Origin of the sequence: Roseimaritima sediminicola, from assembly GCF_009618275.1 — a bacterium.
In the GTDB taxonomy this organism is placed as follows: Bacteria; Planctomycetota; Planctomycetia; order Pirellulales; family Pirellulaceae; genus Roseimaritima; species Roseimaritima sediminicola.
In genome coordinates this window covers 1-25,414 of sequence record NZ_WIAD01000051.1, presented here as the reverse complement: position 1 = coordinate 25,414, position 25,414 = coordinate 1, and the positions used below count along the sequence as shown (strand labels likewise).

The 25,414-nt window shown below is 62.1% G+C and carries 25 protein-coding genes; 9 read left to right on the top strand and 16 right to left on the bottom strand.

What is annotated here, in order from left to right; translation table 11 throughout:
* Positions 1–367: 367 nt before the first annotated feature.
* Both GE027_RS18795 and GE027_RS18790 read right to left on the bottom strand, forming a co-directional pair.
* Positions 368–1,972, bottom strand: a complete 1,605-nt coding sequence (locus GE027_RS18795; RefSeq protein WP_153558779.1) for a serine/threonine-protein kinase — start codon at positions 1,970–1,972, stop codon at positions 368–370.
* A 134-nt stretch (positions 1,973–2,106) separates the two neighbouring features.
* The gene (locus GE027_RS18790; protein WP_153558763.1) at positions 2,107–2,781 is read right to left on the bottom strand and encodes a sigma-70 family RNA polymerase sigma factor; all 675 of its coding nucleotides are present in this window, start codon (positions 2,779–2,781) and stop codon (positions 2,107–2,109) included.
* A gap of 141 nt (positions 2,782–2,922) precedes the next feature.
* On the opposite strand from GE027_RS18790, the gene GE027_RS18785 reads away from it, so the two are divergent.
* The 3 genes from GE027_RS18785 to GE027_RS18775 are packed head-to-tail and all read left to right on the top strand — an operon-like array spanning position 2,923 to position 5,221.
* Positions 2,923–4,416, top strand: coding sequence for a coiled-coil domain-containing protein (locus tag GE027_RS18785; protein ID WP_153558762.1), 1,494 nt, complete (start codon positions 2,923–2,925; stop codon positions 4,414–4,416).
* A complete protein-coding gene (locus tag GE027_RS18780; protein ID WP_153558761.1) occupies positions 4,417–4,764 on the top strand; it encodes a nucleotide pyrophosphohydrolase in 348 nt (115 codons plus the stop codon).
* Positions 4,765–4,783: 19 nt separating this feature from the next.
* Positions 4,784–5,221 carry a 6-pyruvoyl trahydropterin synthase family protein gene (locus tag GE027_RS18775; protein ID WP_153558760.1) on the top strand — a complete coding sequence of 146 codons (438 nt, stop codon included), beginning with the start codon at positions 4,784–4,786 and terminating at the stop codon, positions 5,219–5,221.
* Between the two features lie 148 nt (positions 5,222–5,369).
* Here the strand turns inward: GE027_RS18775 and GE027_RS18770 are convergent, their stop codons facing one another.
* From GE027_RS18770 to GE027_RS18750, 5 genes are all read right to left on the bottom strand, one after another.
* On the bottom strand, positions 5,370–6,200 hold the full coding sequence (locus GE027_RS18770) for a biotin--[acetyl-CoA-carboxylase] ligase (protein WP_153558759.1): 831 nt from the start codon (positions 6,198–6,200) through the stop codon (positions 5,370–5,372).
* A gap of 18 nt (positions 6,201–6,218) precedes the next feature.
* Complete coding sequence (locus tag GE027_RS18765; RefSeq protein WP_162006815.1) at positions 6,219–7,181, bottom strand: alpha/beta hydrolase; 963 nt, start codon at positions 7,179–7,181, stop codon at positions 6,219–6,221.
* Positions 7,182–7,316: 135 nt separating this feature from the next.
* Positions 7,317–8,480: a radical SAM family heme chaperone HemW gene (hemW, locus tag GE027_RS18760; protein ID WP_202617468.1), complete on the bottom strand. Its 1,164-nt coding sequence runs from the start codon at positions 8,478–8,480 to the stop codon at positions 7,317–7,319.
* A complete protein-coding gene (locus GE027_RS18755) occupies positions 8,480–9,319 on the bottom strand; it encodes an MBL fold metallo-hydrolase (protein ID WP_153558757.1) in 840 nt (279 codons plus the stop codon). The genes hemW and GE027_RS18755 overlap by 1 nt, the downstream gene beginning before the upstream one ends.
* 82 nt (positions 9,320–9,401) lie before the next feature.
* The gene (locus tag GE027_RS18750) at positions 9,402–10,079 is read right to left on the bottom strand and encodes a zinc metallopeptidase (protein WP_153558756.1); all 678 of its coding nucleotides are present in this window, start codon (positions 10,077–10,079) and stop codon (positions 9,402–9,404) included.
* Positions 10,080–10,340: 261 nt separating this feature from the next.
* Between GE027_RS18750 and GE027_RS18745 the strand changes: the two genes are divergently transcribed.
* Entirely contained in the window at positions 10,341–11,294 is a 954-nt protein-coding gene (locus GE027_RS18745) for a sugar phosphate isomerase/epimerase family protein (protein ID WP_153558755.1), read from the top strand.
* A 113-nt stretch (positions 11,295–11,407) separates the two neighbouring features.
* On the opposite strand, the gene GE027_RS18740 is transcribed toward GE027_RS18745, so the two are convergent.
* From GE027_RS18740 to acpS, 5 genes are all read right to left on the bottom strand, one after another.
* A complete protein-coding gene (locus GE027_RS18740; RefSeq protein WP_153558754.1) occupies positions 11,408–12,451 on the bottom strand; it encodes a peptidase M42 in 1,044 nt (347 codons plus the stop codon).
* A 14-nt stretch (positions 12,452–12,465) separates the two neighbouring features.
* Complete coding sequence (locus GE027_RS18735) at positions 12,466–13,401, bottom strand: sugar phosphate isomerase/epimerase family protein (RefSeq protein WP_153558777.1); 936 nt, start codon at positions 13,399–13,401, stop codon at positions 12,466–12,468.
* A gap of 242 nt (positions 13,402–13,643) precedes the next feature.
* Positions 13,644–15,935 (bottom strand): LTA synthase family protein, encoded by a 2,292-nt coding sequence (locus GE027_RS18730; RefSeq protein WP_153558753.1) that lies wholly within the window; start codon positions 15,933–15,935, stop codon positions 13,644–13,646.
* Between the two features lie 113 nt (positions 15,936–16,048).
* Positions 16,049–16,675: an amino acid kinase family protein gene (locus GE027_RS18725; RefSeq protein WP_153558752.1), complete on the bottom strand. Its 627-nt coding sequence runs from the start codon at positions 16,673–16,675 to the stop codon at positions 16,049–16,051.
* Positions 16,676–16,735: 60 nt separating this feature from the next.
* Positions 16,736–17,119, bottom strand: coding sequence for a holo-ACP synthase (acpS, locus tag GE027_RS18720; RefSeq protein WP_153558751.1), 384 nt, complete (start codon positions 17,117–17,119; stop codon positions 16,736–16,738).
* Positions 17,120–17,298: 179 nt separating this feature from the next.
* Between acpS and GE027_RS18715 the strand changes: the two genes are divergently transcribed.
* Positions 17,299–18,813: a Gfo/Idh/MocA family protein gene (locus GE027_RS18715; protein ID WP_153558750.1), complete on the top strand. Its 1,515-nt coding sequence runs from the start codon at positions 17,299–17,301 to the stop codon at positions 18,811–18,813.
* Here GE027_RS18715 and moaC read toward each other — a convergent pair.
* Both moaC and GE027_RS18705 read right to left on the bottom strand, forming a co-directional pair.
* Complete coding sequence (gene moaC / locus GE027_RS18710; RefSeq protein WP_261344069.1) at positions 18,810–19,289, bottom strand: cyclic pyranopterin monophosphate synthase MoaC; 480 nt, start codon at positions 19,287–19,289, stop codon at positions 18,810–18,812. The two genes, GE027_RS18715 and moaC, sit on opposite strands and share 4 nt — an antisense overlap.
* Before the next feature lie 4 nt (positions 19,290–19,293).
* Complete coding sequence (locus GE027_RS18705) at positions 19,294–20,328, bottom strand: ThiF family adenylyltransferase (RefSeq protein ID WP_153558748.1); 1,035 nt, start codon at positions 20,326–20,328, stop codon at positions 19,294–19,296.
* A 195-nt stretch (positions 20,329–20,523) separates the two neighbouring features.
* Between GE027_RS18705 and GE027_RS18700 the strand changes: the two genes are divergently transcribed.
* Genes GE027_RS18700 through GE027_RS18690 form a run of 3 tightly spaced genes read left to right on the top strand, consistent with a single transcriptional unit; the run spans position 20,524 to position 23,308 of the window.
* Complete coding sequence (locus tag GE027_RS18700) at positions 20,524–20,784, top strand: DUF485 domain-containing protein (protein ID WP_153558747.1); 261 nt, start codon at positions 20,524–20,526, stop codon at positions 20,782–20,784.
* The gene (locus tag GE027_RS18695) at positions 20,781–22,736 is read left to right on the top strand and encodes a sodium/solute symporter (RefSeq protein ID WP_153558746.1); all 1,956 of its coding nucleotides are present in this window, start codon (positions 20,781–20,783) and stop codon (positions 22,734–22,736) included. Before GE027_RS18700 ends, GE027_RS18695 begins: the two co-directional genes overlap by 4 nt.
* Complete coding sequence (locus tag GE027_RS18690) at positions 22,733–23,308, top strand: hypothetical protein (RefSeq protein ID WP_153558745.1); 576 nt, start codon at positions 22,733–22,735, stop codon at positions 23,306–23,308. The genes GE027_RS18695 and GE027_RS18690 overlap by 4 nt, the downstream gene beginning before the upstream one ends.
* A gap of 61 nt (positions 23,309–23,369) precedes the next feature.
* On the opposite strand, the gene GE027_RS18685 is transcribed toward GE027_RS18690, so the two are convergent.
* A complete protein-coding gene (locus GE027_RS18685; RefSeq protein ID WP_153558744.1) occupies positions 23,370–23,762 on the bottom strand; it encodes an acyl-CoA thioesterase in 393 nt (130 codons plus the stop codon).
* A 96-nt stretch (positions 23,763–23,858) separates the two neighbouring features.
* Between GE027_RS18685 and GE027_RS18680 the strand changes: the two genes are divergently transcribed.
* A complete protein-coding gene (locus tag GE027_RS18680; RefSeq protein ID WP_153558743.1) occupies positions 23,859–24,359 on the top strand; it encodes an acetolactate synthase in 501 nt (166 codons plus the stop codon).
* A 99-nt stretch (positions 24,360–24,458) separates the two neighbouring features.
* Here GE027_RS18680 and GE027_RS18675 read toward each other — a convergent pair whose 3' ends face one another.
* Entirely contained in the window at positions 24,459–25,217 is a 759-nt protein-coding gene (locus GE027_RS18675) for a hypothetical protein (RefSeq protein ID WP_153558742.1), read from the bottom strand.
* Between the last annotated feature and the right edge of the window lie 197 nt (positions 25,218–25,414).

Here is a 25,414-nt window from a genome sequence, read left to right as displayed (position 1 = left end):
GGTGCCAACCCAGGGGCCGGACACCCCGCCACCGCGCAAGTCCCGGAGGGACGGCATGAACTACGGTAGCCGCCCCCGCCTGTTGACACGGACTGATTCATGTCGCCCTTCCAGGGCTTGGCGGATGGTGCGGCTGCGTTTCCCCAGGCTCGCGCCTGGGGCTACCGCATGCCAGCGCTCCGCGATTCCGAGCAAAGCCTTCTCCGCTCATGGAATCCGTCCAGGGTACCGCATTTCCATCCGTAGCGGTCCATCGCTAGTCGGCCGGTATCGCAGCACGCAACTTGGGCTATTCCGCATACAACGGAGTTATTGCCGAACGGTTCCTCTAAGCTACTTTCGCGGAGCGAAAGGCGACACTGCGACACTACGGCCGCTGTTGGCTTTCGATGCGTTGCCGGGAGTACTTCAGTCCGGGAACGAAGAAACACACCGCGGCGACGACGCCGAAGATCAAGTGAGCCGCTTGCGGGTACAGCGCCATGGCGATCGAGGTTGCCAGCAAGGCTGCGAATTGCAGGTAAAATGCGCCGCTGAACATGCCGGCTTTGATCAGAAAGACCATCGCGGTCACGATGCCCAAAACCGGCGACAGCGTTAGCACCGGCAACTGCATCCACCACTCCAGCGGAAACAGCACCATCACGCCGATCATGCTGGCCGCCCAAACGTGGGCGGTTTGGCGTTCGATAAAGGTGACCGGTCCGAGCCGTCGTCGCAGCATCCAAAACACGCCGGCCCAAGTTCCCAGGCCGACGCTCCACAGCATCCCATAGGCAATGCGGTTCTGCACGCCGTTTTGCTGCAGCAGCCAAGTTAAAAAACAGGCGATCAGCAGGGCCAGGGAGTGCCACATCCACAGCACGCCCCAGTTCTCCAGCACGGTCACGTGGTGCGTGTCGCGAAACATCCGAGCCACGATCTGGCTGAAGCGTCCGCTGCGGGCGGCCACCGGTTCGTTGTTCAAGAACGCTTCGAGATCATCGGCCAACTGATCGGCGTCTTGGTAGCGCAGGTCCGGTGGTTTCTGCAAGCAGCGGACGACGATCATTTCCAGGTCGCGATTCAGGTTCGGACGCAGCACTCGCGGCGGCGGCGGATCCTGTTCGATCACCTTCATCATCAGTTCGACGGGCGTGTCGGCGATCAGCGGCGCGCGTCCGGTCAGGGCGTGGTACAGCACGCTGCCCAGGCTGTACACATCGCTGGCCGGTCCCAGTTGTTCGCGGCGGGCGGCGGCTTGTTCGGGGGCCATGTAAGCCGGCGTCCCCAGGATCATGCCGCTCTGCGTCAAACTGTGCGGGGCGTGATCCTGCTTGGCCAAGCCGAAGTCGGTGATCATCGGCGGCCCGTCGTCGCTGAGCAAAATATTCGAAGGCTTGATGTCGCGGTGCAGGATGCCGTGTCGATGGGCTTCGGCGATCGCGCGGGCGATCGGAACCACGATCTTGGCGGCGGCCCGCTGGGGCAGGGGACCTTCGTGAAGCCGGTCGGCCAGCGTCAAACCATGAATGTATTTCATGCTGAAGAAAGGTCGACCATCCATATCGTCGACCTCGTAGATCGGTACGATATTGGGATGTTCCAGGCGTGCGGTCGCGGCGGCTTCGGCCAGGAACCGTTGGCGGTCGGCGTCGCTGGCCAGGCGTTCGCGAAGAATCATCTTGACGGCGACCTCGCGGTCCAGGCTGATCTGCCGGGCCAAGAATACTACGCCCATCCCGCCGCGCCCCAGTTCCTCCAGCAACAGGTAGTCACCGATTCGGGTGGGCAGCGCAATCGGCTGCCACAGACCGCCGTCGGCCGGTTCGCCCGCAGTGCTCGACGCAGCCCGAGGCCTTTGCGCTACGCCCGTGGCGTCGGCCACCAGGACGGCTCCCCACAACTGACGCAGGTCCGCTGCGAGGTCCGGATGGTCCTCGCACCACTGTTCCAGATCGATGGCCTGTCCTTCGGCAACCCGGTCGCTCATCTCGCTCAGGACCGTCGCCAACCGCAGTTCCCGGGCGTTGTGCGAGACGTCTTCGCGGCCTTCCTGCGCGGGCTCTGCGGGCTCGCCTTCCTGCGCCGGATCTACGGGCTCGCGCGGTTGTGATTCTGCTTCGTTCACGCCTGGTCCGATCGTTTGGGAACCGCCGAAGGCGGATCGCCAGCGGAGCCATCCATGCGTTCGCGCAAACGACGCATCGCTCGCAGGTATCGCATGCTGGCGGCCGGCGGCGTCAGCTGCAGCGCCTCGGCGACCTCCTGGTTCGAGAGGTGCTCGTAGTGCCGCATGATAAGGATGTCGCGATCCGGTTCATCCAGTTGGGCAATTGCCTGTTCAACCTGCTGGGCCAATTCACGCTGGACCGCGGCGGCTTGGGGGGTGATTTCGCGGCCGGCCAACTGGGCCGCCAGCTGGATCGTGCTGTGGTCCGGGCCGGCCGGAGCGGCCAACGGTTGTTCGCGGTCCATATTGCGTTTTGCGCTGCGGCGATGCCGGCGGTAGGCGTCGATCATGTGGTCCCAAGCGATTTGCCGCAGCCACAGATGGAACGCCATGACCGGATTGTCCAGGTAGGCCTGCAACCGACCGTTGGCTTCGAGCAACACGTCCTGGACCACGTCGCTGACGTCCACCCGCTGTTGCAAGCGGCGGTCCAGACGCAGCTGGACAAGGCGGCGGACGGGATCACGATGGCGATCGAGCAATTGGTTGATCGCTTCGTCGTCGCCACGCTTGGCCGCGGCCAGTAGATCGCGGGTTTGATCGGACTGAGGCCAGATCGATTTGGCCATTCGAGGTTCCTTATGGAAGCGTTTTCCATATCTTACCGCATCGACGGTGCCCTGGTATGCTCAACGGTGGCAGGTGGCCGCCGTCCCCAAGTGCCGCGGCCCTTCAGCCTTTTATTTGTTTCTGTTTTGTTTCGCGAACCCATGCAGCCTCTCTCCACCCTGTTGTCAGCCGTGCGGCGGCGAATGTGGTTGCGGCATGTGACGCACGTGGCCTCCCTCGCGCTCGTGCCGCTGCTGGCCGCCACGATGCTGCTGGTGTTGGTCGCTCGCTGGGTACCCGCTCCTGTCCCCGTTTGGTCGTTCGCGGTGCCGCCGATCGCCTGGATCGTCGCTGTGGCCGTCGCGGCCGGCCGACGCTTCGGACCGGCCGACGCTGCCGCGGCGATCGATCAGTATTATGCCATGAAGGACCGCACGGCTTCGGCCCTGCAGTTTGCGACGTTACCGCATCCGGATCCGCTGCAGCGTCTGCAGGTGGCCGATACGGTGCTGCACCTGCGCAAAGTGCGCCCAGGCGACTGCGTACCCATCGACCCTTCGCGAGCGGCCGTGAGAACCGCCGCGACAATGGCCCTGGCCATCGGATTACTGGTGTTCTACAGCCAATTGGACCGAGACGCGGTCGCGGTCGGTGCCTCGGTCAAGGACGGCACGGCGATGGCATTGCAGGATTCGCTGCAAGCGGCTCTGGACGAATCGCTCACCCAGCCACTCTCCGATCAGCAGCGTCAGCAATTGCTGGAATTAGAGGAGCGATTAAACGAATTGTCGACGCAGCTACAGCAGGCCAGCGCGGATCCGCGCCAGCGACTGGCAACCCTGTCGGAGATGCAGCAGGCGATCGAGCAGGCTCGCGAACAACTGGCCGCAGCCGGCCACGCCGAGGAGCTGCAGGAGTTGGCCGAGGCGATCGAACCCGCCGACGCCCTGCAGGAGGCCGCTAGCGCGCTGCGCGACGGCCAATTCGAGCAGGCGGCGGAGCAGCTGCGAGATGTCGATCCCGAACGGATCTCCGATAGCCAGCGGCGAGCGGTTTCGGACAACCTGAAAAAGCAGATCGAGGAGGCCGGCGGCAAACAACCCGGCGACGCGACTCAAGCGGCGGAACAACTGCAGCAGGCGCTCGAGCAACAAGACGCCGCCGAAACCCAAAAGGCCCTCCGCCAGTTGGCGGACATGGCCCAGAGGCAGGCGACCCAACAGCAAGTCGACCAGAGCATGGCGGCGCAGTTGAATCAGGTGGCCGAAACCAAGGCTCAGGCTCGGGGCAACCAGGGCGGCAACCAGCCCGGTGACAGCAACCAAAAATCCGATCGGGCTTCGCAGCAGTGGGGACGCGGCACGGCCGGCCAGCCGGATCAGGGCGAAGCCGACCCGTTGGATTCGCAGCGCCAGCGTGAACAGATTACGGGCCAACAGGCCGCCACCGGTGGCCAGCGTCAGCGGGCCGGGGAAGACGAAACCCAGTTCGAAGGAACCTCGTCTCGGCAAGCCTACGCCCAGCAGTATCAGGAGTATCGCCGCCAAGCCGAAGCGGTGTTACAGCGCGAACCGTTGCCGATCGGCCACCGCCGCACCGTGCGGCAGTACTTCGACCGTTTGCGTCCGCCGCCCGAATCGAGAGAGCAACCCTAGATGTCCGAGGATGCATTGTCGCTGCGCGGGGCCCAGCAAGAGGTCGACCAGTGGATCCAGACGCTCGGTGTCCGCTACTTCGATCCGCTGACCAATCTGGCTCAGTTGGTCGAGGAGGTCGGCGAAGTGGCTCGCGTACTGTCCCGGACCGAGGGCGAGCAGAGCTACAAGGCGGGACAAACGCCGGGAGATCTGGCCGACGAGCTGGCCGATGTGTTGTTCGTGACCATCTGCCTGGCCAACCAATCGGGCATCGATCTCGAGACCGCCCTGACACGCAATCTGGAAAAGAAAACCCTGCGGGACGCCCGGCGTCACCGCGATAATCCAAAACTCCAAAATCCCTAGCAACCCTTAGGATCGTTCTATGTCATTGACCGTGATGCGACGCGTTACGTTCTGCGCGGGTCATCGTCTGCTGAATCACGACGGCAAATGCGTCAATCTGCACGGCCATAATTATGTCGCCGAGTTCCATGTGGTGGCGGACAAACAGGACGAGGTCGGGCGCGTGATCGATTTCAAACTGTTGAAAATCCGCTGCAAAGGTTGGCTGGACGAACACTGGGATCACGCGTTCCTGCTGTGGGATCAGGACAGCGAAGCCCTGCAGGCGATCCGTTCGACCAACCCGCACCGCGTCTTCGAGCTGCCCTACAATCCCACCGCCGAGAATCTGGCGAAATACCTCCTGGAGGTCGCCTGTCCCGAGATGCTGGAAGGCACCGGGGCGCGTGCCAAACGCGTCGTGATCTGGGAATCCGAAGAGAGCTGCGCCGAAGTCTCCGCCGAACCAGTGGCATAGGCTTCCAGCCTGTGAACCAGTGGCATAGTGAACCAGTGGCATAGGCTTCCAGCCTGTGAACCAGTGGCATAGGCTTCCAGCCTGTGAAGAAAAAAGAAAAAGACCTCGCCAGAGCGAGCGTGATGCCCTGGCCTGGACTGCGGCACGCTTATACCAGTTCGATCTCGCCAGCGTGTACGGCTTGGGCACCGGCCGGTGTCTGCAACAACAAGGCTCCGTGTTCGTCGATCCCGACGACCACGCCACGGACGTTCCGGTCGGGGCGGCGGAGAATCACTTCGCGACCGGTCAACATGCAGCGCAGCCGGTAATCCGCCAACCAATCCGCCCGTTGATAGACAAGTTGATCGATGCGCGAGAGCATCTGGGCGACCACGCGGGGCAGCAGGCCATAACGCGACAGCCCGCCACTGGCGACAGCGGCGATCGAAGTCGCTCGCTGGGAGACCTCGGCCGGTGCGCGGCTGAAGTCGGTGGTCACGTTCAAGCCCGCGCCGACTACGATTGCCGCGCCCTCGTCGGTGGTTTCCACCAACAGCCCGGCGACCTTGCGTCCGCCCAGGTAAACATCGTTGGGCCATTTGATCTGCGGACGCGTGGGACTGACGCAGTATTCGACCGCGTCGGCGACGCCCATCCCGGCGGCCAACGCCACCAACGGTCGCTGCTCGGCCGGCAGCGGCAATGTGTCGGCGGCCAGTCTGAGCGAGAACGTCAGTGTGCCGTCGTCGGAGTACCACTGCCGCCCCATCCGTCCCCGGCCGGCGAGTTGTCGATCGGCCAGGACCAGCAGTGGAAGGCGATCGACGGGACGCTGTTGCCGCAGGGCGATGGAATTGGTCGAAGCGGCTTCGGCCAGTTGGATCGCGTCGCGACAATGGCCCTCACGCAACAATTGCTCCAGAGCCTGCCTGCCCAGCGGGTCCACCGGCGGAGCCGGAGATCGGGAGGCTGCCGAGCGTGCTTGGCTATCGTCCATGACCGCAGTCCAGTAACCCTATTCGGCGCGGGAAACCCAGCGATATTTCAAGATGTTCGCGATGATCTCGTTCTGCACGAACTCGACGATCTTCGTGGTCACTTCGGGTTCGGCTCGCAGCAGCGCCGCTCCGCTGGCATTGGCTTTGGCCATGTGCAGCTCCAAACCGTCGGCGTCGCCGCGGTTCACACGGGCCCGCAGTTTGACCAGTCGCTTGTAGATCGCGTCGGCGTCCTTGGCTTCGGCCGAACCCGTCCCGGCGACGACCAGGGTGGGCAGACGCCAGACGAAGCGATCACGGAAGGCGGTTTCCACACGCAGTCCCTTGTGGATCTGCTCAGGCGAAATCAGCACGAATCCCTTGACGTCCTGCCCCTGTTTGCGGGCCCCGATGCTGGGAAAGTTCCAGTCGGTCACGGCCCACTCCAGTGCCAGGACGCAGCCTTCTTTAACGCCGATCAAGGTCAGCGCGTTCAAGTTCAATTCTTCTTTGTCGTTCTTTTCTTTCAGGAACGCTTTGCAGGACTCCAGGTCCATCGTCAGCATCCGCCTGACGTCGGCAGGCCCCATCTTGCCGAGATCAAAGGTCTCGTCCTGACCTGCGCGACCGGGATAGGTCATGCTGCCACCGTGGCCGCGGAGGTCGGGGATCAGCACCGCACAGCCGGCCTTCTTGAGGGCCAACCCCAGCGGCAGGTACGTCCCGGCTTGGCCGCCCCATTCATGTACAATCATCACCGGCACGGCATCTTTGCCTTTGTCCGATGGAAAGTACGCGGCTCGCAAGCGGACACCATCCTTGGTCTCGATGGCGACCACCTCAAAGGGCGGCTCTTTCTTTTCGGCGGCCCGGCGCGGCGGCCGCTGTGCTTGAGCCTGGGGCGTGAAACACAGCAAGCCGACAAACGCGACCACGCACAGCACGGGCAGAGCTACGCAGCGTCGCAGCCCAGCCGCGACCGCCAGGATGTTGGTTTGCATCGTTGTCCTCATCGGGGGGGGTGCGCGGGTATCGAATCGTTCGAGTCCATCGCGAGTGTTGCCTTTCGCTCCGCGAAAGTAGTTGTCCTTCGCAACTTTCGCGGAGCGAAAGGCGACACTCGAACAACCCCCATTTTACAACAAAGCGGCCGAAACCGTATCGGCGACGGCGATTCCTTTTTCGGTAAGTTGCAAATGTTCGCCCTCTAATCGCACTAATCCCCAGCGTCGGCAGTCGGCGATTTCCTGAGAACGCGTCTTGCGGAGGTCCACTTCGGTATCGAGCCGGATCGCTTCTAGATCGACGCCCTCGATCATCCGCACGCCGAACGCGGCTCGTTCATAGGCCCAATGTTCGACGGTTATGGTTTCGCATTCCTGGGCGGGGTCCGAACCGTCCAGGCAGCGCCGGATGTAGGTGGTCGGGCTGCGATGATTGGTCCGTCGCTGGCCAGCGAGAAAGCCGGTAGCGCCGGGGCCGAATCCGTACCAGGGGCGGCCCCGCCAGTAGCCCAAATTATGGCGGCACTGCCGCCCGGGCCGGGCGAAATTGGAGATCTCGTACTGTGCTAGTCCGGCTGCGGCGCCCGCCTGCCGGGCGTATTGATACATCTGCAGCTCCAGGTCTTCATCCGCCTGACGCAGCCCGCCGCGAGCTCGCCGCGTCCAAAACTCGGTGCCTTTCTCGAACGTCAGGGCATAGGTCGAAAGGTGCGTGATCGGCAGTTCGGCTGCGATCGCCAGGTCTCGCTGCCAACCTTCCAGCGTTTCTTCGGGGGCGGCAAAAATCAGGTCGATCGAGACGTTGCCAAGCGCCTCGGCAGCCTGTTCCACCGCCGTCCGCGCCTGAGCTTCGTCGTGGTCTCGCTGCAGGATTCGCAGTTTGTCGGCCGCAAAGGATTGGACGCCTAGACTGATGCGGTTGACGCCGGCGGCGCGGAGCCGTTCCAGCCGCGGACGGTCGATGTCGCCGGGGTTGGCTTCTACGGAAAACTCGCCGTCGTCGGCCAGCGGTAACCAGTCGGCCAGCAACTGCAGCAGACGTTCCAACCAAGCCGGCGGAAGATGCGTCGGCGTCCCACCGCCGATGAACAGGGTGTCGACCGTCTGCGGTTGCTCCAGCCGCGACAGTTCCCACCGCAGCGCCTCGAGAAAACGATCCGCCAAATCATCCCGGCCGGCCAGGACCGAAAAGTTGCAGTACCCGCAACGGTGCCGGCAGAACGGAATGTGGATGTAGGCGGCCGTGGGCGAGGGCCACGATGGGGGACGGCTGGTTTCCGAGGCCGTGGACATCATCAAAGCCACAGCATCAAGCGACCGTCGAGCATGTCCGCACAGGATTGCCGAAGGTAATGTTCGGCTTGCCGCTGGGTGTATCGCGTGCTGAGGTGAGCCGCGATGATCAATTCGTTCTCAAAGCGGTCGCGTCGGTTGACGAAATCATCCAGGTGCATGTGGCCGTGCTTGTGGATCTTCTCCTTGCGATGATCCGGGGCCAGGAACGTCATCTCGGTGATCAACGTACGGACCTGATAGAAGATCGGATTCTTGTCCAAACCCGGCGGCGAGGTATCGCCGGTGTAACCCAGGATGGGAATCCGTGTTTCCGCCGAAACTTCCACGCCCTGCAAGCGCAGGTCGCGGATCTGTGGACCCTCCAGATCGCGGTATTCCGGTTTCAGTTTTTTGCGGCGTTCGAGCACCACGTAACCGACCGACGGTACGGTGTGATAGGTACGGACCACTTGGACGACCAGCTCGCGGCTCAATTCGATCTCGTCACCGTCGCGGACGCCGATGATCTCGCAGGGCATCGACCCGCGATCCAGGCGGCCGAAGGTGCGCAGCATCTGCAGGCAACCGTCCACGTTCGCCGCTGGCATGTAGATCGTCGGCGGATCCATCTTCATCATCCGCCGCCGGGAAACGTAGACCGGCAGCGCGGCGATGTGATCGAGGTGGGTGTGGGAGACGAACCATGTGGCGGTACCCATGAAGTCCCAGGGCTGGACCCCCAGGTCGAAGCCCAGTTTCAGTTCCGGGATTCGCCAACAACTCTGGACCGCCGCCCGCGAGTATCCTTCGATCGTCATTCCATGGGCGACATGGGATTTCAGCGGGATGTTTTCGACCATCTATCGTCCGGACCGGCTACCTGTTTCGAGTGCAAACGCGTCAAGATAACCGCCGGACCGGAAGCGAAAAACCAGACGCAGCCTAGCGGCGTTCGGAGGCGCGGAAAATCAGGTAAACCAGGGTCGCAACAGCTTGCAGCGTGGCGGCCACATAGGTCAGCGCCGCGGCGTTCAGCACCTGGGCGACATACTGCGACTCGTAGTCGGAAATGATTCCCTGGGCCACCAACTGGCGTTTGGCTCGCGTGCTGGCGTTAAACTCCACCGGCAGATTGATTAACTGAAAGAACACCACGGCGGCAAACGCCAGGATGCCCAGGTAGACCAACCACGGCTGGCCCAACAGCATCCCGCCAAAGAACATCCAGATCCCCAGGTTGGAGCCGATATTGGCGGTCGGGACCGCGGCGTTGCGAATCACCAGGGGAACGTATTGCTGGGCGTCCTGCATGGCATGGCCGGCTTCGTGGCAAGCGACCCCCACGGCCGACATCGAACGACCGTTGTAGACTTCGGGACTCAGCCGCAGCACTTTGCCACGCGGATCATAATGGTCCGACAGGTGGCCGCTGACCGGTTCGATCTGCACCGAGTGCAAGCCGGCCGAATCCAACATCACACGGGCGGCCTGGGCACCGGACATTTTGGCCGGCACCTCGGCCATCTTGGCAAACGTCGACTTGACCTTCCACTGGGCGTACAAGCCCAGCAGAAAGAATGGCCCGATGAACAGAAGATACTGAATGTCGAAAAAGAACATAATCGCGTCGAAAATGCATCCGGCAAGAACAGGGCTGCCTTCCTGACAGTCAAGAGGCACCGCGGTTGCAATAAGGCAATTGGCGTGCCGAACCGGGCAAACGCGAATATACTCGGAGGCGATTCCTGGCTTTGCCGTCCCTTCGCCTGCGAATTTTCGAACCCTCCGAACCCGCCGTACCCGCCGTACCCTTCGTACCAACCCTCCGAACCCGCCGCCCCCCCAACCGGATCTGAAATCCCTTTGTTCGACCCAACGCTTATGAAACGCCGTGATCTCTTGGCCGCCGCCGTCGCCGCGGGCGTCGCTGGAACCGCCCTGTCGTCTGCCGCAGACCCCTCGCCCGACAGGAGCGCGTCGACGCAGTCGCTGGCCGTCCCGCCCCTCCGCTTGTGTCTCAATACCAGTACGCTGCGGGGACAGAAGTTGACGGTCCCCGAACAGATCCGGATCGCGGCCCAAGCCGGCTACGATGCGATCGAACCGTGGCTGGGCGACCTGCAGAAGTACGTCGAAGACGGAGGCCAAACCAGCGACCTGCGAAAACAGCTGGAGGACAGCGGTCTGACGGTCGAGAGCGCGATCGGGTTTGCCCGTTGGATTGTCGACGATCCCGAGCAACGGGCCGCGGGATTAGAAACGGCGCGGCGCGATATGGGGCTGCTGGCCGAAATCGGAGGCAAGCGAATCGCGGCTCCGCCCGTCGGCGCTCACGGCCCGAACGACGACCGGCCCGATCTGCCCACGATCGCGCGGCGCTACCGGGCGCTGCTGGAAGTGGGGGCGGCCGAAGGCGTGGTGCCGCAGCTGGAACTGTGGGGGTTCTCGCCGACGCTCAGCCGACTGGGAGAATTGGCCTACGTGGCGGTCGAAGCCGGCCACCGCGATGCCTGCGTGCTGCCGGATTTCTATCACATCTACAAAGGCGGCAGCGACTTTGCCGGGTTGCTGATGATCGAAGCGTCGCGAATGCACGTCTTTCACATCAACGATTATCCGGCCGACCCACCGCGAGAAACGATCAGCGACAAGGATCGCGTGTATCCCGGCGACGGCGTCTGTCCGCTGCGGGAATCCATCACGCAGCTCATCCAGCACGGTTTCGCGGGCGTGTTCTCGCTGGAACTGTTCAACCCCCAGTACTGGCAGCAGGACGCGTTGGAGGTCGCCAAGACGGGCCTGGAAAAGATGCGTGCCGTGTTGCCCGCACCGTAGGCAGCTGAACTCGCCAGAGTTCGGACAAACAGGTAGCTGAACTCGCCAGAGTTTGGACGAAGCAATTGTTGGCCGGCCCGCCACACAGACCCTCCAAAGTCTGGCGACTGCGGCTACGATGCCACTGGCAGTTCGCATAACTCGCCCAGCAGCCGTAGCATCGCTCGCACGCTGGCCACTTCGGCCGTCTCCCTGGCCGTGTGGTAGGCGGACGTGGGCAACTGCAGCGTGGTGCCCTGCAGCTGGCCGTCGGTCGCGGCGATCACGCGGCCCAGTTCGGTGCGGCCCAGCGACGACGGTTTCTCGCGAGTGCGATTCAGCGTTTCAACGTACTGATCTTTGAAGCAGTAGGGGATGCCGAGCCGGTCGCAGAGCTGACGGAGCCGCTGGGTCATCGCGGCGTCGAATGACGCGGTCGCATCCTTGCTGCGCAGCACCACCGCTTGATTGGATAAGTCCTCCAGCGTGGGAAACGGACTGGTGTCCAGGACCACCAAGCGGTCGGTTCGTAGGTCCTGACGCTGGAACCATTCCACGACGTACCGCCAACTGCGGCCGCATTCTTCACCGGCGGTGAACAAGGCCGTGCCGCGAAAGCCGCGACGGATCAATTCGATCAGCATGGCCACCGAAACCACGTTGTCCAGCTGGGCCGAAAGATATGTCGAATCGACTTGCAAGCGATCGACAAAGGACACCGGGATGCCGGGCTGGAGGAACTCCAAACCGTCGATCTCAAAAATCAGGTTCCGCCGCCGGGGACAGACGTAGGATTCTTTGATCAGTCCCTGGCCGAGGTAGGACCCCACGAACGGCACGTGGGCCTGGACGCGTTGGTCACGAAACCGGCCGGCGACCGTCTCCATGAACTGTTCGGAGATCGAATCGCCCGTCAATTCACCTCGGTTTGCGGCGATGAACGCCGCATACTGAAACTCGTTGGGGCCGGTGCACAGCAGCCCATGTCGGTCGACGTGTGCCGATAGGTACAAACTGGCGGGATCGGAACCCTGGACCACCAACAGACCATGGTAGCGACGGATCGAGACGTCGAATTCCTCCAGCTCCCGCCGCAGCACGCGGAAGAAGCTGTCTTCGATGCCGACGACCGAGGGTTCGCGAATCAGGGACCGCAACAGGTGCAGGAAGTCGTCCAAAGAACCCAGGGACCTTACGCCGGTTCGTTGACCAAGTGGTCGTCAAGGTTCTGACTGATTTCCTTCAACCGCTGCATATTGCCACCGCCGACCTCGGCAGCCACCCAGCCGGTGAACTGGATATCCTTGAGCGCCTGGCGGACCGAAACCCAATCCAGGTCACCTTCGCCGATCTTGGTGAATTTATTCTGCTCGCGAGAAAATCCCTTGGCATCCAGTTTGATGATGCGGTGGTCCAGCTGACGGATCCAAGCCGCCATGTCGCCGTACTTCCAGTGGTTGCCGATGTCGAACTGCATGCCGACCAGCGGCGAATCAAAGGCATCGACAAAGCGGACGTACTGGTCGGCCGTCTGTGTGGCGTCGCCGTCGTGATCGTACAGCATCTGGTTCCAGACGTTCTCGATCGCGATTTTAACGTTGTATTTGTCCGCGTCCTCGAGCGCTTCGCGAATGTTTTTGACCGCACGATCGAAGATCTCGTCGGCCGGTCCGTCGCCGCCGACGCCGGGAACCAACAGGATCGTATCGCCGCCCAGAGCCGCCGTTTCACGAATGCCGTTCTTGAGGCTCTCGAGCGCTCGCTGGCGAACCTTGGGATCGGGGTCCGTGTGATGAATCTGCCAGTGGGTGCCGTTGACCGTGCCGTCGACCGGCAGCTGGGCTTCGTCGATCGCGCGCCGCGCGGCATCCAGGTCGATACCGGGAGCACTCAATTCGATCCCATCGAATCCGGCTTGTTTGGCGGCTTTGAACTTGTCGGTCAACGATCCCGGCACGCCGACCATGCCGATCTTCAGCGTCTTCAGCAGCCATTTGTCGCTGGCGGCTTGAACGCTGCGAGCGGTCAGGCTGGGTTGCTTGTCCTCGGCGAAGCTCCAGCGAGGAGCTAGGCCGGCGGCGACAGACGCGGCGGTCGCGGCTTTTAGAAACGAACGGCGAGAGGTCATTGCGTCACTCCACAGGAAGGTTTTACGTCGTACGTAGGTAGGATGCGTCACCGCGGCAACACTCGCGGTCTCGAGCTGCGCAGGGCCGTTATGTTAATCGAACGCCCTTCGTCCTCGTAATGCACGCAACCAGTGTACTCGGACTGGAGCCCGGGGTGGTAGCCGCCGCGGGGACGCAGGAGGGGGGCGGCGGCCACGCTGCAGCGTTCGGCCACGGCCCGATGCCCGCACCTGATGAGCTGTTACCGCCGTGTGGTCGCCGGCGACCCGGTCTCTGTGGCGAATCGGTCCATGGACCAGGGGCCCCCTTCGATTGGCGAAGGCATCGCGTCCGTCGTCGGCGCTTCGGCGGTTGCCGGCACGCCGTTGGTAAGCGCGTCTTTGGCCAATGCATAGCTCAAGCCATGAAATGCATCGTGGACCCGCCTGGCTTGGCCAAGCGTGATGACCGACGATGGGCTGGAACCGGGGGGCGAAGCGTTCCACGGCAAATTCTCCCGCCGCCCACTGCCTTTGAGACAAAAGATCGAACGGCCGAGGATGACGTGGTCGGTCCCGACAGCAACCGAATGCTGCCGCGGTTTCAGCAAATTGTGACCGAGCGCATGGTAGCGAAACCCAGCCGGCGCGGTCAGTTCGGTGACCGTAGCGACGAGATCGAGGTGACTGCCCGCAGCGCGCTCGGGAAAGCGATGACCCTGCAGAATCTGCGGCCCGTATAGGATCAGCGGTACGGCGTACTGCTCGTAGATCCCCATGTCCTTGGAAATCGGATTGCGGCAGAAGTGATCTCCTGTGATTACGAACAATGCCCGCGGGAATCGCCGAATCATTTTCGCCACAAACTCGCCCATGCAGCGGTCGCTGTACTTGAGGTGTCCGTAGGCGAGACGCCGTTGTCGCTCGTCATGATTGTTGGGCGAGCGGAGTTCAGCCGGATAGGGCGGCAGGATACAACCCTCGGCGGCTAGGTCCAGGTCGAACGGCGCGTGGTAGGACTGCGGGTAGATGACGTTCAGAGTCGGCCGGTCGAACGCCAGGCTTTCCACGAATCGATACAGGGTACGGTCGTGGACCGTATTGTGATTCGTCTCGCCACCGGGCTGGATGTCGTGACAAAAATACGCTTCCTCGAAGCCCTGTTGCTCAATCATCTGCTTGCCGGTATCGGCGTGAATGCCAAAGGCGTTGATGCTCCGCGTTCGGTATCCCAAACGCTGGAAGGTGGTCGGGAACGAGGTGGGTAGTTTTTGCTGCTTGTATTTATGGGTGTCGTGCAGCCCCTGCACCGCCACCATGAAAGAATCGACCGAATTGTCGGACCCTGGAAGAAAACTCGCTAGATGCAACCCGTGCCGAGCAAGACGCCGACCTTCTTCGACCAGGTGCAGCGGTCGGTACTCGTCCAAGAACGGCCAGGCATCGTAGCTTTCGATGAAGAGAATAAATACATGACTGGGAGGCCCATTTTTGGGCCCGGCGGCCTGTCTTGCCACGACTGGGTGCCGGAAATTGATGGGATGTTGGTCGCGTCCGGCAAGCGGTGCGGACCGCCCCGCAAGCGGTACGGGGCGCTGGGGGATCGGCGCTTGCGCGGTGATAAAGGTTTGCGACGAATCACCGCCGGTTTCCGGTGCGGTTCCCGGCGACCAGTCGGTTCCCGGCGACCAGTCAGGCTGGGAGGTCGCCGTGTACTGCGAGACGAGACGGCTAGCGGTCGGCAGATCGATACGCTGAAGGTAGTCTTGACCGACTTCGAATCGGACCGCCCGGCGATGCTGCTTCCACGCACATTTGATCGCGAAATACGGATTCAGCACGCCTTGGTTCAGCACCCATTGCGAGGTCACACACGAGTCGCGATGCATCAGCGGCCTCAGCCCGATCGATCCTCGCAAGGACATTGCCGTAAGCAGGGCGAGGCAGGTTCCAAGGCCGATCTGAGCCGTGCGGTTCCAACGCCGGGCGCGTACCCATCCTGGTAGCGCCGGCCGCGACCTCGTCGCCCGCCGATATAGGCTCCAGAGCATCCCCGAAACGACCAGCGAAAGCGGCAAGTACGTCGCCAGTTGGTACTGTTTCACGGCGATGTCGAACACGTGGTGAACGTTTCCCGCAAGGACATCGAAGACGCGAATGTTAAAAGTGTCTCCGAAGGTCTCGAAGTAGCGAACGCTGCCGACGGCAAGCAACGGAAAAGTAAGGCAAACAAATGCGACCGGCACAGCTCGAAGCACCGCGGCCACTCGATGGCTCCAGGCGAATGGAAAGCCCACGAACACGACGACGATGGTCGGTAGCAATAAATAGGTTGCGACGACGGCGTCGACGCGGAATCCTTGCAGCAGGGCTAGTGGGATGTCGGATACCGGTGCATCGCCGGTCAGATAGCCTCGCAGCATGAGGATCCAGAGCACGCGGCCGAGCATGAACAGGCCCACGAGGAACAACCATGTGAGGGCGGTACAAAGATGCTCTTCTAGACCTCGAAGAAAACGCTGTTGCTGCTGGCGATTGTCCCGATGTCCGTCCATGCTCCGCGTCCCTTTACCTGTCCGCTTCCGATCCTGCCCGAATGGCGAGAGCGCAAGCCCCCTCGCAGGGCTAAGCCCTTTGAGGTATCGGCATCAAGTGGGGGGCAGGCCAATTAAAGGGATAGATTGGAAGAAATTGATTCTTTGGGTTCTTTGGGTTCTTTCAACATCGTGATCCGGACGCTGGGAATCGTCCGTGCTGCTCGCGGAAACTGGGGATCCACAACGCCATCGCGAACGTGCTGGGCGAGTGTCTTCTCCGGCTCGATCCGGCACGCCTTCAGCAGCACCAGCTCGCCCGCTCCCACTCGCCTGGCCAGCACCGCGGCGATCGCGTCGGACGTCGTGCTCCAGTCCGCCGCCAGCCCACCTTCGGGCTCGGCCGCCTCCGACGCCGGTGTGAAGAAAGAATCGATTGCCACCAGCGTGTTACCTGCGAACGCCCGGTCACGCGAAGATCGCTGGAAACTCGCCGCGGTTTCGATGCGTTGCCACTCCGGCAGCAACTCGCCCAGCACCTCAAAGCTGGACCGCAGCATTCGAACGCACCGCCAATGCATGGCAACTGGATCCAGAGCATGAACCGAATCCAACCGCCGCAGACTGTCGATCGCCTCCCCGCCGCCGACGACCAACAGGTTTGCCTCCGCCGGGGCCTGGCCGGCCAACCAGGAGGAAAAATCGCTGGGAAGACTTCGTCGCAACAACAGACTGCCTCCCAGTTTGATCACGCGAATCATGCTGGCGTTTTTCTGATCGGGGGGCGTGGGAGCGGCATGCGGTTCATTCCAGCAAGTGGTTCAATCCAGCAGGGAGATGGCCGTCGCGGTGGCATAGGTGCGGCAGTGAGCCATCGTCAGCAGAATGTCTACGATCCCGATGGCCTCGGCCGCCATTTTGGCCTGGCCCGCCAGCAGGACGCGAGGCTCTCCGTCGCAGTCGATCACGACCTCGATATCGGTCCAGCGGATGCCGGCGGCGGTCCGCGTCAGCAAGCATTTTAGGACGGCTTCCTTGGCCGCCCAGCGGGATGCGTACAGGTAGTGCGGTGCGCCGTGACCGTGGCAGTATTCGATTTCGTCAGCCGTGTAGACGCGTTCCAAGAACAATTCACCGTGTTGCCGAATCATGTTGGCGATGCGTGCGCATTCGACGATATGTGTTCCCAGCCGATGAATGGTCATCCGGTACCCATAACGAGGAGAAGCGAACCGGAGCGGGGGCCGGTGCCGCGTGCTGATTACGGGCGGTTGTGGTCCCTTGCCGGCGGTTCTGTGTTAGAATAGCCGCTTCTTAATCTATCCGAATTCGGTTTGGCTTGCCCGAACCCGCCTTCCCACCAAATTTCCCTCCGGAGTTGAGTATGGCTTCTGCCAAGCATTTGAATCGGCGTCACTTCCTGATGGCCTCGTCGGCAACCGCTGCCCTCGCGGCGGCTCCCGTTCGTGGTTGGGCTCAGTCGGCCAATGAACAGATGAGTGTCGCGATCATCGGCGCGGGCGGCCGCGCGGGGTCCCACGTGAACGCATTCCTGAAGAACCCCAATACGCGAATCACCTACGTCGTTGACATCGATCCGGCGCACTCCAAGAACCGCGCCGACCAGATCGAGAAGGTTCAGGGCAGCCGTCCCGAAGTGGTTGCGGACATGCGGCGCGTCTTCGACGACAAAAGCGTCGACGCGATCAGCACCGCGACGCCCAATCACTGGCACGCCCTGTGTGGCGTGTGGGCGATGCAGGCGGGCAAAGACGCCTACATCGAAAAACCGATTTGCCACAACATCGCCGAAGGCCGGGCCCTGGTCGAAGCGGCTAAGAAATACAACCGCATTTGTCAGGTCGGCACCCAGTGCCGCAGCCAACCGGCGGTCGCCAAGGCGATGAAATGGTTGCACGAGGGCGGCATCGGCGATGTCCGCTTCGCCCGCGGTCTGTGCTACAAACGCCGTAAGTCCATTGGCCCGCTGGGAGATTACAAGATCCCGGACAATGTCGACTTTAACCTCTGGAGCGGCCCGGCACCGTACACCGATCCCAAGCTGACGCGCCAGCGGTTCCATTACGATTGGCACTGGCAACGCTTGTACGGCAATGGCGACTCGGGCAACCAAGGTCCCCACCAAACCGACATCGCCCGCTGGGGGCTGGGTGTCGAACGCCATCCCAATCGGATCCTGACCTACGGCGGACGCCTGGGTTACAAGGCCGAACGCAAAGACCCCAATTACGTCGATGCCGGCGATACGCCCAACACCGAAGTCACCGTCTTCGACTATGGCGACAAGTGCATGGTCTTTGAAACCCGCGGCCTGAGCGTCGATAATTCGGCCGACGAACTGCTGAACCGGTTGTTCCAGAGCACGCGTGGAAACAAGATCGGCGTCGTCTTCTATGGCACCGAAGGCTATCTGGCCCAGCTGAGCTACAATCGCTGTGTGGCTTATGACAAGGACCTGAACGAGATCAAAACGTTCGGTGGCGGTGCGGATCACTTCGACAACTTTGTCGACGGTTGCTTCTCCCGCGATGCGAGCAGCCTTTCCTCGGACGCGCTGTGCGGACACCTGTCGGCAGGACTGAGCCACCTGGGCAATATTTCCTACTACTTGGGTGAATCCAACGCGGCATCGCCCGATGAAATTTCGGCCGCCCTGAACACGATCCCCAGTCTGGATGATGACGAAGCAACGCTGAAACGAACCGTCCAGCATCTGCGTGACAACGGCGTGGATCTGGAAGCGACGCCGCTGTCGCTGGGCCCGATGTTGGAGTTCGATCCGGACAGCGAACGCTTTACCAACAACGATGCGGCCAACGAAATGCTGACGCGGGAGTATCGTGCGCCGTTCGTTTGCCCCACCGGCGACAAGGTCTAATCGCTGTCTCGTTGGTAATCGCCGCTCTTGCCGCCGGTCTTGGCAAGCAACCGCACGGCTCGGACTTCCATGTCTCGGTCCACGGATTTGCACATGTCATAGACCGTCAAGGCGGCCATGGCGGCTCCGGTCATCGCTTCCATCTCCACGCCCGTTTTGGCAGTGGTGCGAACGGTGACCCGGCAGGCCAAGAGAGCGGTTTCCGTGTCGGGCGTAAAGGTCACCTCGACCGCTTCGATCGGGATCGCGTGACACAGCGGAATTAATTGCTGCGTCTGTTTGGTGGCCATGATCGCCGCCAACCTCGCGACGGCCAGGACGTCGCCTTTCTTGTGCGTGCCCCGCTGGATCATCTCCAGCGTGCCGGCCAGCATCACGATGCAGGCTTCGGCCGTGGCCGCGCGGGTGGTCGTGGGTTTTTGGCTGACGTCCACCATGCGGGCTTCGCCGTCGGAATTGAAATGCGTCGAACTGATGGGGTTACCCTCCTACGTAGCGTGCGTACAAGCTGCGGGCGGCGCTCAAGTCTTCGGTTCCGGTGATGATCGCCCGCCCATCGCGAAACAGCGTTACGCTGTATTGATCGGGCAGATGCAAACGCACGAAGAAGGCGTTCTGGTCGACAGCACCCAGCGTCTGCCAACGCTCCGCCATGTGCACCAGATCCAATTTGTTGCGGTTCTCGCCCTGCACCTGGACGGCATTCCTGCCGCACAGCACGGCGCTGCGGTCGGCGGCAGCGGCCAGATCGCCGTACAGAAAATCGCGATGTCCGTCGCTGCAGGCCGGGCAGCGGGATCGCGGGATTTTGATTTGGCGAACCCGGTGGTTCCAAAAGTCCAGCGACAAGACCGGCGGAGGAGCGGCGGGTTTTTCCGGCATCGTCAGGTGCCGGATCGCTTCCATCGCTTCGAGACTGGCGATCGAGTGCGTCGCGGCGCCGACGACGCCAGCCGTCTCGCAGGTTTCCACCGAAGCGGCATCCGGCGGAGCCGGGACCAGACAACGGAAACAGGGCTGGCCCATGCCGCTGAACAACGCCACTTGGCCGGTCGCCCCCAGACAGCCGCCATGCACCCAAGGCAGCGAACGCTCCAAGGAGTAGTCGTTCAGGAGGAAGCGGATGCCGAAGTTGTCGCTGCCGTCGACCACAAAATCTGCATCCCTCAGCAGCTCGGCGATGTTCTCCGCTGTCACGTCCACGGCGTGGGCGTGGTAGGTGATCGAACTGTTGATCGTTTTCAGGTGCTCGCACGCCGCGTCGGCTTTGGCGCGGCCCGCCTCCGCGTCCGCTTCGGTGTACAGGGCTTGTCGCTGGAGGTTGGACCATTCGACGGTGTCGCGGTCGATCAACGTCAGCGTGCCCACGCCGGCCCGCGCCAAAATCTCCGCGGCCACGCTGCCCAGGGCTCCACAGCCCAGCACAGCCACGTGGCTCTTGCTCAGACGCGCCTGTCCAGCTTCGCCAATCGGTGCAAAACGACGTTGGCGATCGTATCGAGAAGAAGAAGACATGTTCCGAAGATCAACCTGGGCTCGTTTACTTGTTACACTCGGGCAAACACAATAAGGGCTCGCAACTTTCGATCCTCATAAACTTTCAACACTCGTGAACAGGGACGCCAGAGAGAACCACTGAAGCACAGTACCGCGAATGACTTGTCTTGGGAACGCCCGGAGTCGTCGTGGTGGCCCCAGGTGGCTTGGCGAATGGCAAAGATGGTGGCAAACGATAACCGGACCTATAACCAACGCCTGGGATGGTGGCTGTTTGCCGTCTACCTGGTTCTGTATGTGGGCTTCATGATGCTGTGCGCTTTCTCGCCGACGGTGATGGAATGGCGTCCGCTGGGCGGATTGAACCTGGCGATCCTGTACGGCTTTGGCTTGATCATCGCCGCGTTCGTGCTGGCCATGTTGTACGGCGTGATGTGCCGCCGCGAAGCGGCTGAACCGGAGGAGCGAGTATGATCTACGAGTATTCCTTCGAGACGGTGGCGATCTTCGTCGTTTTCGTGCTGGGCACCGTGGGGCTGAGTTTCTATCTGGGCCGCAAAGCCACTTCCTCGGCCGGGTTCTTCGCCGCTCACGGCCAGATTCCCTGGGCGGTCAATGGCATCGCCTTCGCCGGCGATTACCTGTCCGCCGCGTCCTTCCTGGGCATCTGCGGGATGATCGCCGCCTACGGCTACGACGGTTTCCTGTACTCGATCGGTTACCTGGCCGGCTGGGTCGTCGCCCTGTTCGTGATCGCCGAGCCGATGAAGCGTTTGGGGAAATTTACCTTCGCCGATGCTCTGGACAGCAGATTCAATTCGCCGGGGATCAAGCTGGCCGCTGGCATCAGTACCCTGGCGGTCAGCATCTTCTATCTGATCCCACAGATGGTCGGCGCCGGTACGTTGATCCAGCCGCTGATGGGGCTGCCGTACTGGGCGGGTGTGGTCATGGTCGGCGCGGTGGTTATCTTGATCGTGATCACCGCCGGCATGGTTTCGACCACCTGGGTCCAGTTTCTAAAGGGCTCGCTGCTGGTGGTGTTCAGTTTGGTGCTGACCGTGATGGTGCTCTCACGCGGTTTCGAGGTCCAACCCGGCGGCGTCGATGGCCACGCCCTGCAAGTGATCGGACCGCTGAGCGATGCGGAGCTGGAGGCCGAATCGATCGATGGTCGAGCCGTATTGCCGGCCGACGATGGCTGGCAGGAATTCCCCGTGGTCCGGCTCCGCGACGAAGACGGCGGTTACACGGTGTACTCCCTGCACTCGACCGATCAGGGAACCATCCTGCACGAAGCCCAAAGCGTGACCGACCTGGACGGAGCGACGTTGATCGGCGGCCTGCCCCTGGGCGAAGAGGAGGGTCAACGCGTGCTGCATCCGGTCGGACACGTCACCGAATTGCCCGATGGCCAGCAGGCGACCGGTTCGGTCGGCCCGCTGGAATTCTTTCACGTCCTGCAGGACAGCAAACTGGTGCTGTGGGGTGACTGGACCGTGTGGCACGGCGACGGCACGTCGACGACGATCTATTATCAGAAGCCCACCGACGGCAGCCGGGTGCTGCGACCTGGCGAGCACCCGAAGTTCGCGGGCATCCGAGGCGAATCCACCGACGATCCAGGGAAATTAATACGCGACCGCGTGAACTTTTTGTCCCTGATGCTGGCCTTGTTCTGTGGCACCGCCTCGCTGCCTCATATCCTGATCCGCTACTACACCGTCAAGGATGGAGCCGCGGCCCGCAAGAGCACGATCGTGGGGATCGCCAGCATCGGCATCTTCTATGTGCTGACGCTGTATCTGGGACTGGGGGCGATGACCAGCGGCGCGCTGGATGTCCAATCGAATAACCTCGCCGCGCCGCTGTTGGCACGCAGTATCAGCCAGTGGTTGTTCGCGGTGATCTCGGCCATCGCGTTTACGACCGTGCTGGGGACGGTCAGCGGGCTGATTCTGGCGTCCAGTGGCGCGGTGGCCCACGACCTGCTCAGCGGTTACTGGGGGCTGAAGATGACCGACGCCCAGCAGGTGCGAGTCGCCAAGACCGCGGCCATCGTCGTCGGAGCCATCGCGATCGCCCTAGGGATTGCGTTTCAGAAGATGAATGTCAGCTATTTGGTGGGCTGGGCGTTCAGTGTGGCGGCCAGCGCCAATCTGCCGGCCCTAGTGATGCTGCTGTTCTGGAAACGCACAACGCGCCAGGGCGTGATCGCCAGCGTGATCGTCGGAATGGTCAGCTCACTGGGCTGGATCCTGCTCAGCAGCGACACCTACAAGCAGGTCTACGGGCTGGATCCGGAACTGGCAATCGCTCCGTTCACACAGCCGGGAATCGTGACCATCCCGCTGGCCTTTCTTACCCTGATCGTGGTCTCGTTGTGGACCGCGTCGGATCGTCCTGAAGCGGAGACGCAGCCATGAGCCAGGTGCCCCCTAATCCTTATCAGTCCAATGTCGCCGGTGCGCCCCTACCGCCGGCTGGATCCGCCAAGCCCACGTCGATTACGGTGTTTGGCATCCTGAATATCATTTTCGGTGCCTTGGGGATCTGCGGACTGAGCGTTGCGGTGGTCGGCTTATTTGCGCCGATGGCCGCCGGGATGGAAATGCCCGAAGACAATCCGATGAACAGTCCCGCCTACCGCGTCTTTACGATCGTCACGATTCCGCTGGGCCTGGTGGCCACGATCGTTCTGGTCGCCGCGGGAGTTGGCCTGTTGAATGACAAGGACTGGGGACGCAAGTTCTCGATCGGCTACGCGATCTATGCGATCGTGTCTGGGCTGATTGGGACGGTACTCAACGTGGTCTTAATCATGGTGCCTATGATGCAGCAGATGGGCGGTGGAGAGCAGATGGCCGCGGCGGTGGGCGGCATGGTCGGCGGAACGATCGGGGGTTGTATCGGACTGATCTATCCGGCGCTGCTGTGGTACTTCATGACCCGCCCCCACGTGGTCAACTACCTACGCGCCCACTCCCCCGAATTTTAGGGTGGTTTAAGGTGTCGGGACGGTTTCTGGGGGCCCGCTGGCGAAAAAGAGTCCTGGCACCTTACCCGCGGGGCAGGCGGAGCTCGCGGGGCAAGGGGCGAGGCCGACCGCTGCGGTCGATGCAGGCGATTGTCGAGTCGCCGGTGACGATCAATTCGTCGTCGCGCTGGAGGCGGTAGTCGAACCGCATTCGTACGCCTTTGGCCGCCAGCACGCGAGTCGTCAGTCGCAGCAGATCGTCAAACTCCGCCGCCGCGTGATAACGCACGTTCATCTCGGTGACGACCAACATCAACCCGGTCGCTTCGAGCGCCTTGTAACTCATCCCGGCCGCTCGCAACATCTCGACCCGTCCCCGTTCGAAGTAATTCAGATAGATGCCGTGATGGACGCGCTGTTGGCCGTCGGTTTCGAAGTATTCGACTCGGAACTGCAGTGTAAATTCGGTAAGCATGCGACGAGGACAATGAGAAATGGGATTTGCCAGCACCCGGTGCGGCGCCTAAACTGTCCGCCACCTTCCGCACCACCCCCAAAGACCGAGTAGGCGATGAACATTGGCGAAGGATCGGACAACAGCAACCTGAGCACCATGCGCGGACGGGATTTTCCAGCGATCCGGCAGTTCACCGTGTTTTTGGAGAACCGCGTCGGGCAACTATTAGAAGTGGTTCGCCGCTTTGAGGGAACCGGGATCCGCGTGGTCGCTTTGTCGATCAACGATTCGGCCGAATGCGCCTTCGTGCGGTTGGTGTTGAGCGATTGTGAGCGGGGCCGCGAATTGCTCGAGCGGGCCGGGTTGGCGATCATCGAAACGGACTTGCTGGGAGTCGAATTGCCCGACGGGCCCCAACCGCTGCTGCGTGTGTGCACGGCCCTGTTGGCCGCCGAGATCAATATCATTCAGGCCTACCCGCTGCTGTCTCGACCCACCGGCGAACCGGCCGTCGCCCTGATGGTCGACAACATCGACCTGGCGATGGAAACCCTGAACAACAAGGGCTTCCGCATCGTCACCGAAGATGACCTGCACGACGACACGATCGAGTAGGCCGCCCGTAGCTGAAGTCGCCAGACTTTGGACCGGCCCGCTACTTCGATCCAATCTCTGACGAGGTCGGCTCCTCGAACGTTATATCGGGACCAACCACTAATCGTCGCTGGGGAAGGCTTCCAGCGAGACCTTTTGGAAGCTGGCTAGTTGTTCGCCGACGGCCGCGATCGCGCGTCGATCCAGCTCCGACAGCTGTTCCAGCAACAGGTGATGGGCGCGGTAGTGTTGTTGGCTGACGCCGCGATCGATCGAAAGCGTCATGTCCAGCGGCAGACGGCCATCGGCGGCGAGTTTGTGCCCTAGGGCCAAGCGGCCGAAGGGCGGTGTGCCGACGCGGCGCAGGGCGTTCAGCCGAGCCGCCCAGATGGTCAATTCATGGTAGGCCGCCGCCAGTTCCGCTCGTGGTGCCGGCTGCGTCGTCGTGTGGTAGCGGCAATTGCCAAAGGCGACTGTGTACTCCTCGCCGGTCTGCTTCACCTCGGCATCGATCCCGAACGACTCGCTCTTACCGTGTTGCTGGGCGGCCACCTTCAGCTGGGCGGTGATGTCGATCAGGTGCTGTGTGGAGATCTCCGTCTGAACCTGTTGTGTGGTGTGCAGCAGGATGACCCGGCCTCGCGCCGGATCGAACACGGTGTGCACGTTGCCTCCCTGTTCCTGCAGGTCGTACATGACGCCGGAGTCGAACAGGATCTTATGCCGCGCCGATGGTTCGTTGGCTTTGTTCTGGTAGATCTCGGTTTCCAAGCGAAACGAGGGCCCGGAGGGCAGCGAAGCCGGTTCGATCGCCGGAGCGACGGTAGCGAAGACACCAAACAGCAGGGTCGCCGTAGACAACTGACGGATTCGTCTCATGGTCATGGATTCGAAGGTCGGTAGGTGGGGAAACCCGGGCAACACGGGGCCTGGACCGCAAATGAACGGGTCTAGCAGATCTCGCCACCCGCGGTCCAGCCCAGTCGGGCAGTGGCATAGGCTTCCAGCCTGTGAACAGTGGCATAGGCTTCCAGCCTCTAAACAGTGGCATAGGCTTCCAGCCTGTGATCAGTGGT

Coding starts and splice junctions, on each gene's coding strand:
- GE027_RS18795 (WP_153558779.1), bottom strand. CDS start 1,972: ATGAGCGACCGGGTTGCCGAAGGACAGGCCATCGATCTGGAACAGTGG.
- GE027_RS18790 (WP_153558763.1), bottom strand. CDS start 2,781: ATGGCCAAATCGATCTGGCCTCAGTCCGATCAAACCCGCGATCTACTG.
- GE027_RS18785 (WP_153558762.1), top strand. CDS start 2,923: ATGCAGCCTCTCTCCACCCTGTTGTCAGCCGTGCGGCGGCGAATGTGG.
- GE027_RS18780 (WP_153558761.1), top strand. CDS start 4,417: ATGTCCGAGGATGCATTGTCGCTGCGCGGGGCCCAGCAAGAGGTCGAC.
- GE027_RS18775 (WP_153558760.1), top strand. CDS start 4,784: ATGTCATTGACCGTGATGCGACGCGTTACGTTCTGCGCGGGTCATCGT.
- GE027_RS18770 (WP_153558759.1), bottom strand. CDS start 6,200: ATGGACGATAGCCAAGCACGCTCGGCAGCCTCCCGATCTCCGGCTCCG.
- GE027_RS18765 (WP_162006815.1), bottom strand. CDS start 7,181: ATGCAAACCAACATCCTGGCGGTCGCGGCTGGGCTGCGACGCTGCGTA.
- hemW (WP_202617468.1), bottom strand. CDS start 8,480: ATGATGTCCACGGCCTCGGAAACCAGCCGTCCCCCATCGTGGCCCTCG.
- GE027_RS18755 (WP_153558757.1), bottom strand. CDS start 9,319: ATGGTCGAAAACATCCCGCTGAAATCCCATGTCGCCCATGGAATGACG.
- GE027_RS18750 (WP_153558756.1), bottom strand. CDS start 10,079: ATGTTCTTTTTCGACATTCAGTATCTTCTGTTCATCGGGCCATTCTTT.
- GE027_RS18745 (WP_153558755.1), top strand. CDS start 10,341: ATGAAACGCCGTGATCTCTTGGCCGCCGCCGTCGCCGCGGGCGTCGCT.
- GE027_RS18735 (WP_153558777.1), bottom strand. CDS start 13,401: ATGACCTCTCGCCGTTCGTTTCTAAAAGCCGCGACCGCCGCGTCTGTC.
- GE027_RS18730 (WP_153558753.1), bottom strand. CDS start 15,935: ATGGACGGACATCGGGACAATCGCCAGCAGCAACAGCGTTTTCTTCGA.
- GE027_RS18725 (WP_153558752.1), bottom strand. CDS start 16,675: ATGATTCGCGTGATCAAACTGGGAGGCAGTCTGTTGTTGCGACGAAGT.
- acpS (WP_153558751.1), bottom strand. CDS start 17,119: ATGACCATTCATCGGCTGGGAACACATATCGTCGAATGCGCACGCATC.
- GE027_RS18715 (WP_153558750.1), top strand. CDS start 17,299: ATGGCTTCTGCCAAGCATTTGAATCGGCGTCACTTCCTGATGGCCTCG.
- GE027_RS18705 (WP_153558748.1), bottom strand. CDS start 20,328: ATGTCTTCTTCTTCTCGATACGATCGCCAACGTCGTTTTGCACCGATT.
- GE027_RS18700 (WP_153558747.1), top strand. CDS start 20,524: ATGGCAAAGATGGTGGCAAACGATAACCGGACCTATAACCAACGCCTG.
- GE027_RS18695 (WP_153558746.1), top strand. CDS start 20,781: ATGATCTACGAGTATTCCTTCGAGACGGTGGCGATCTTCGTCGTTTTC.
- GE027_RS18690 (WP_153558745.1), top strand. CDS start 22,733: ATGAGCCAGGTGCCCCCTAATCCTTATCAGTCCAATGTCGCCGGTGCG.
- GE027_RS18685 (WP_153558744.1), bottom strand. CDS start 23,762: ATGCTTACCGAATTTACACTGCAGTTCCGAGTCGAATACTTCGAAACC.
- GE027_RS18680 (WP_153558743.1), top strand. CDS start 23,859: ATGAACATTGGCGAAGGATCGGACAACAGCAACCTGAGCACCATGCGC.
- GE027_RS18675 (WP_153558742.1), bottom strand. CDS start 25,217: ATGAGACGAATCCGTCAGTTGTCTACGGCGACCCTGCTGTTTGGTGTC.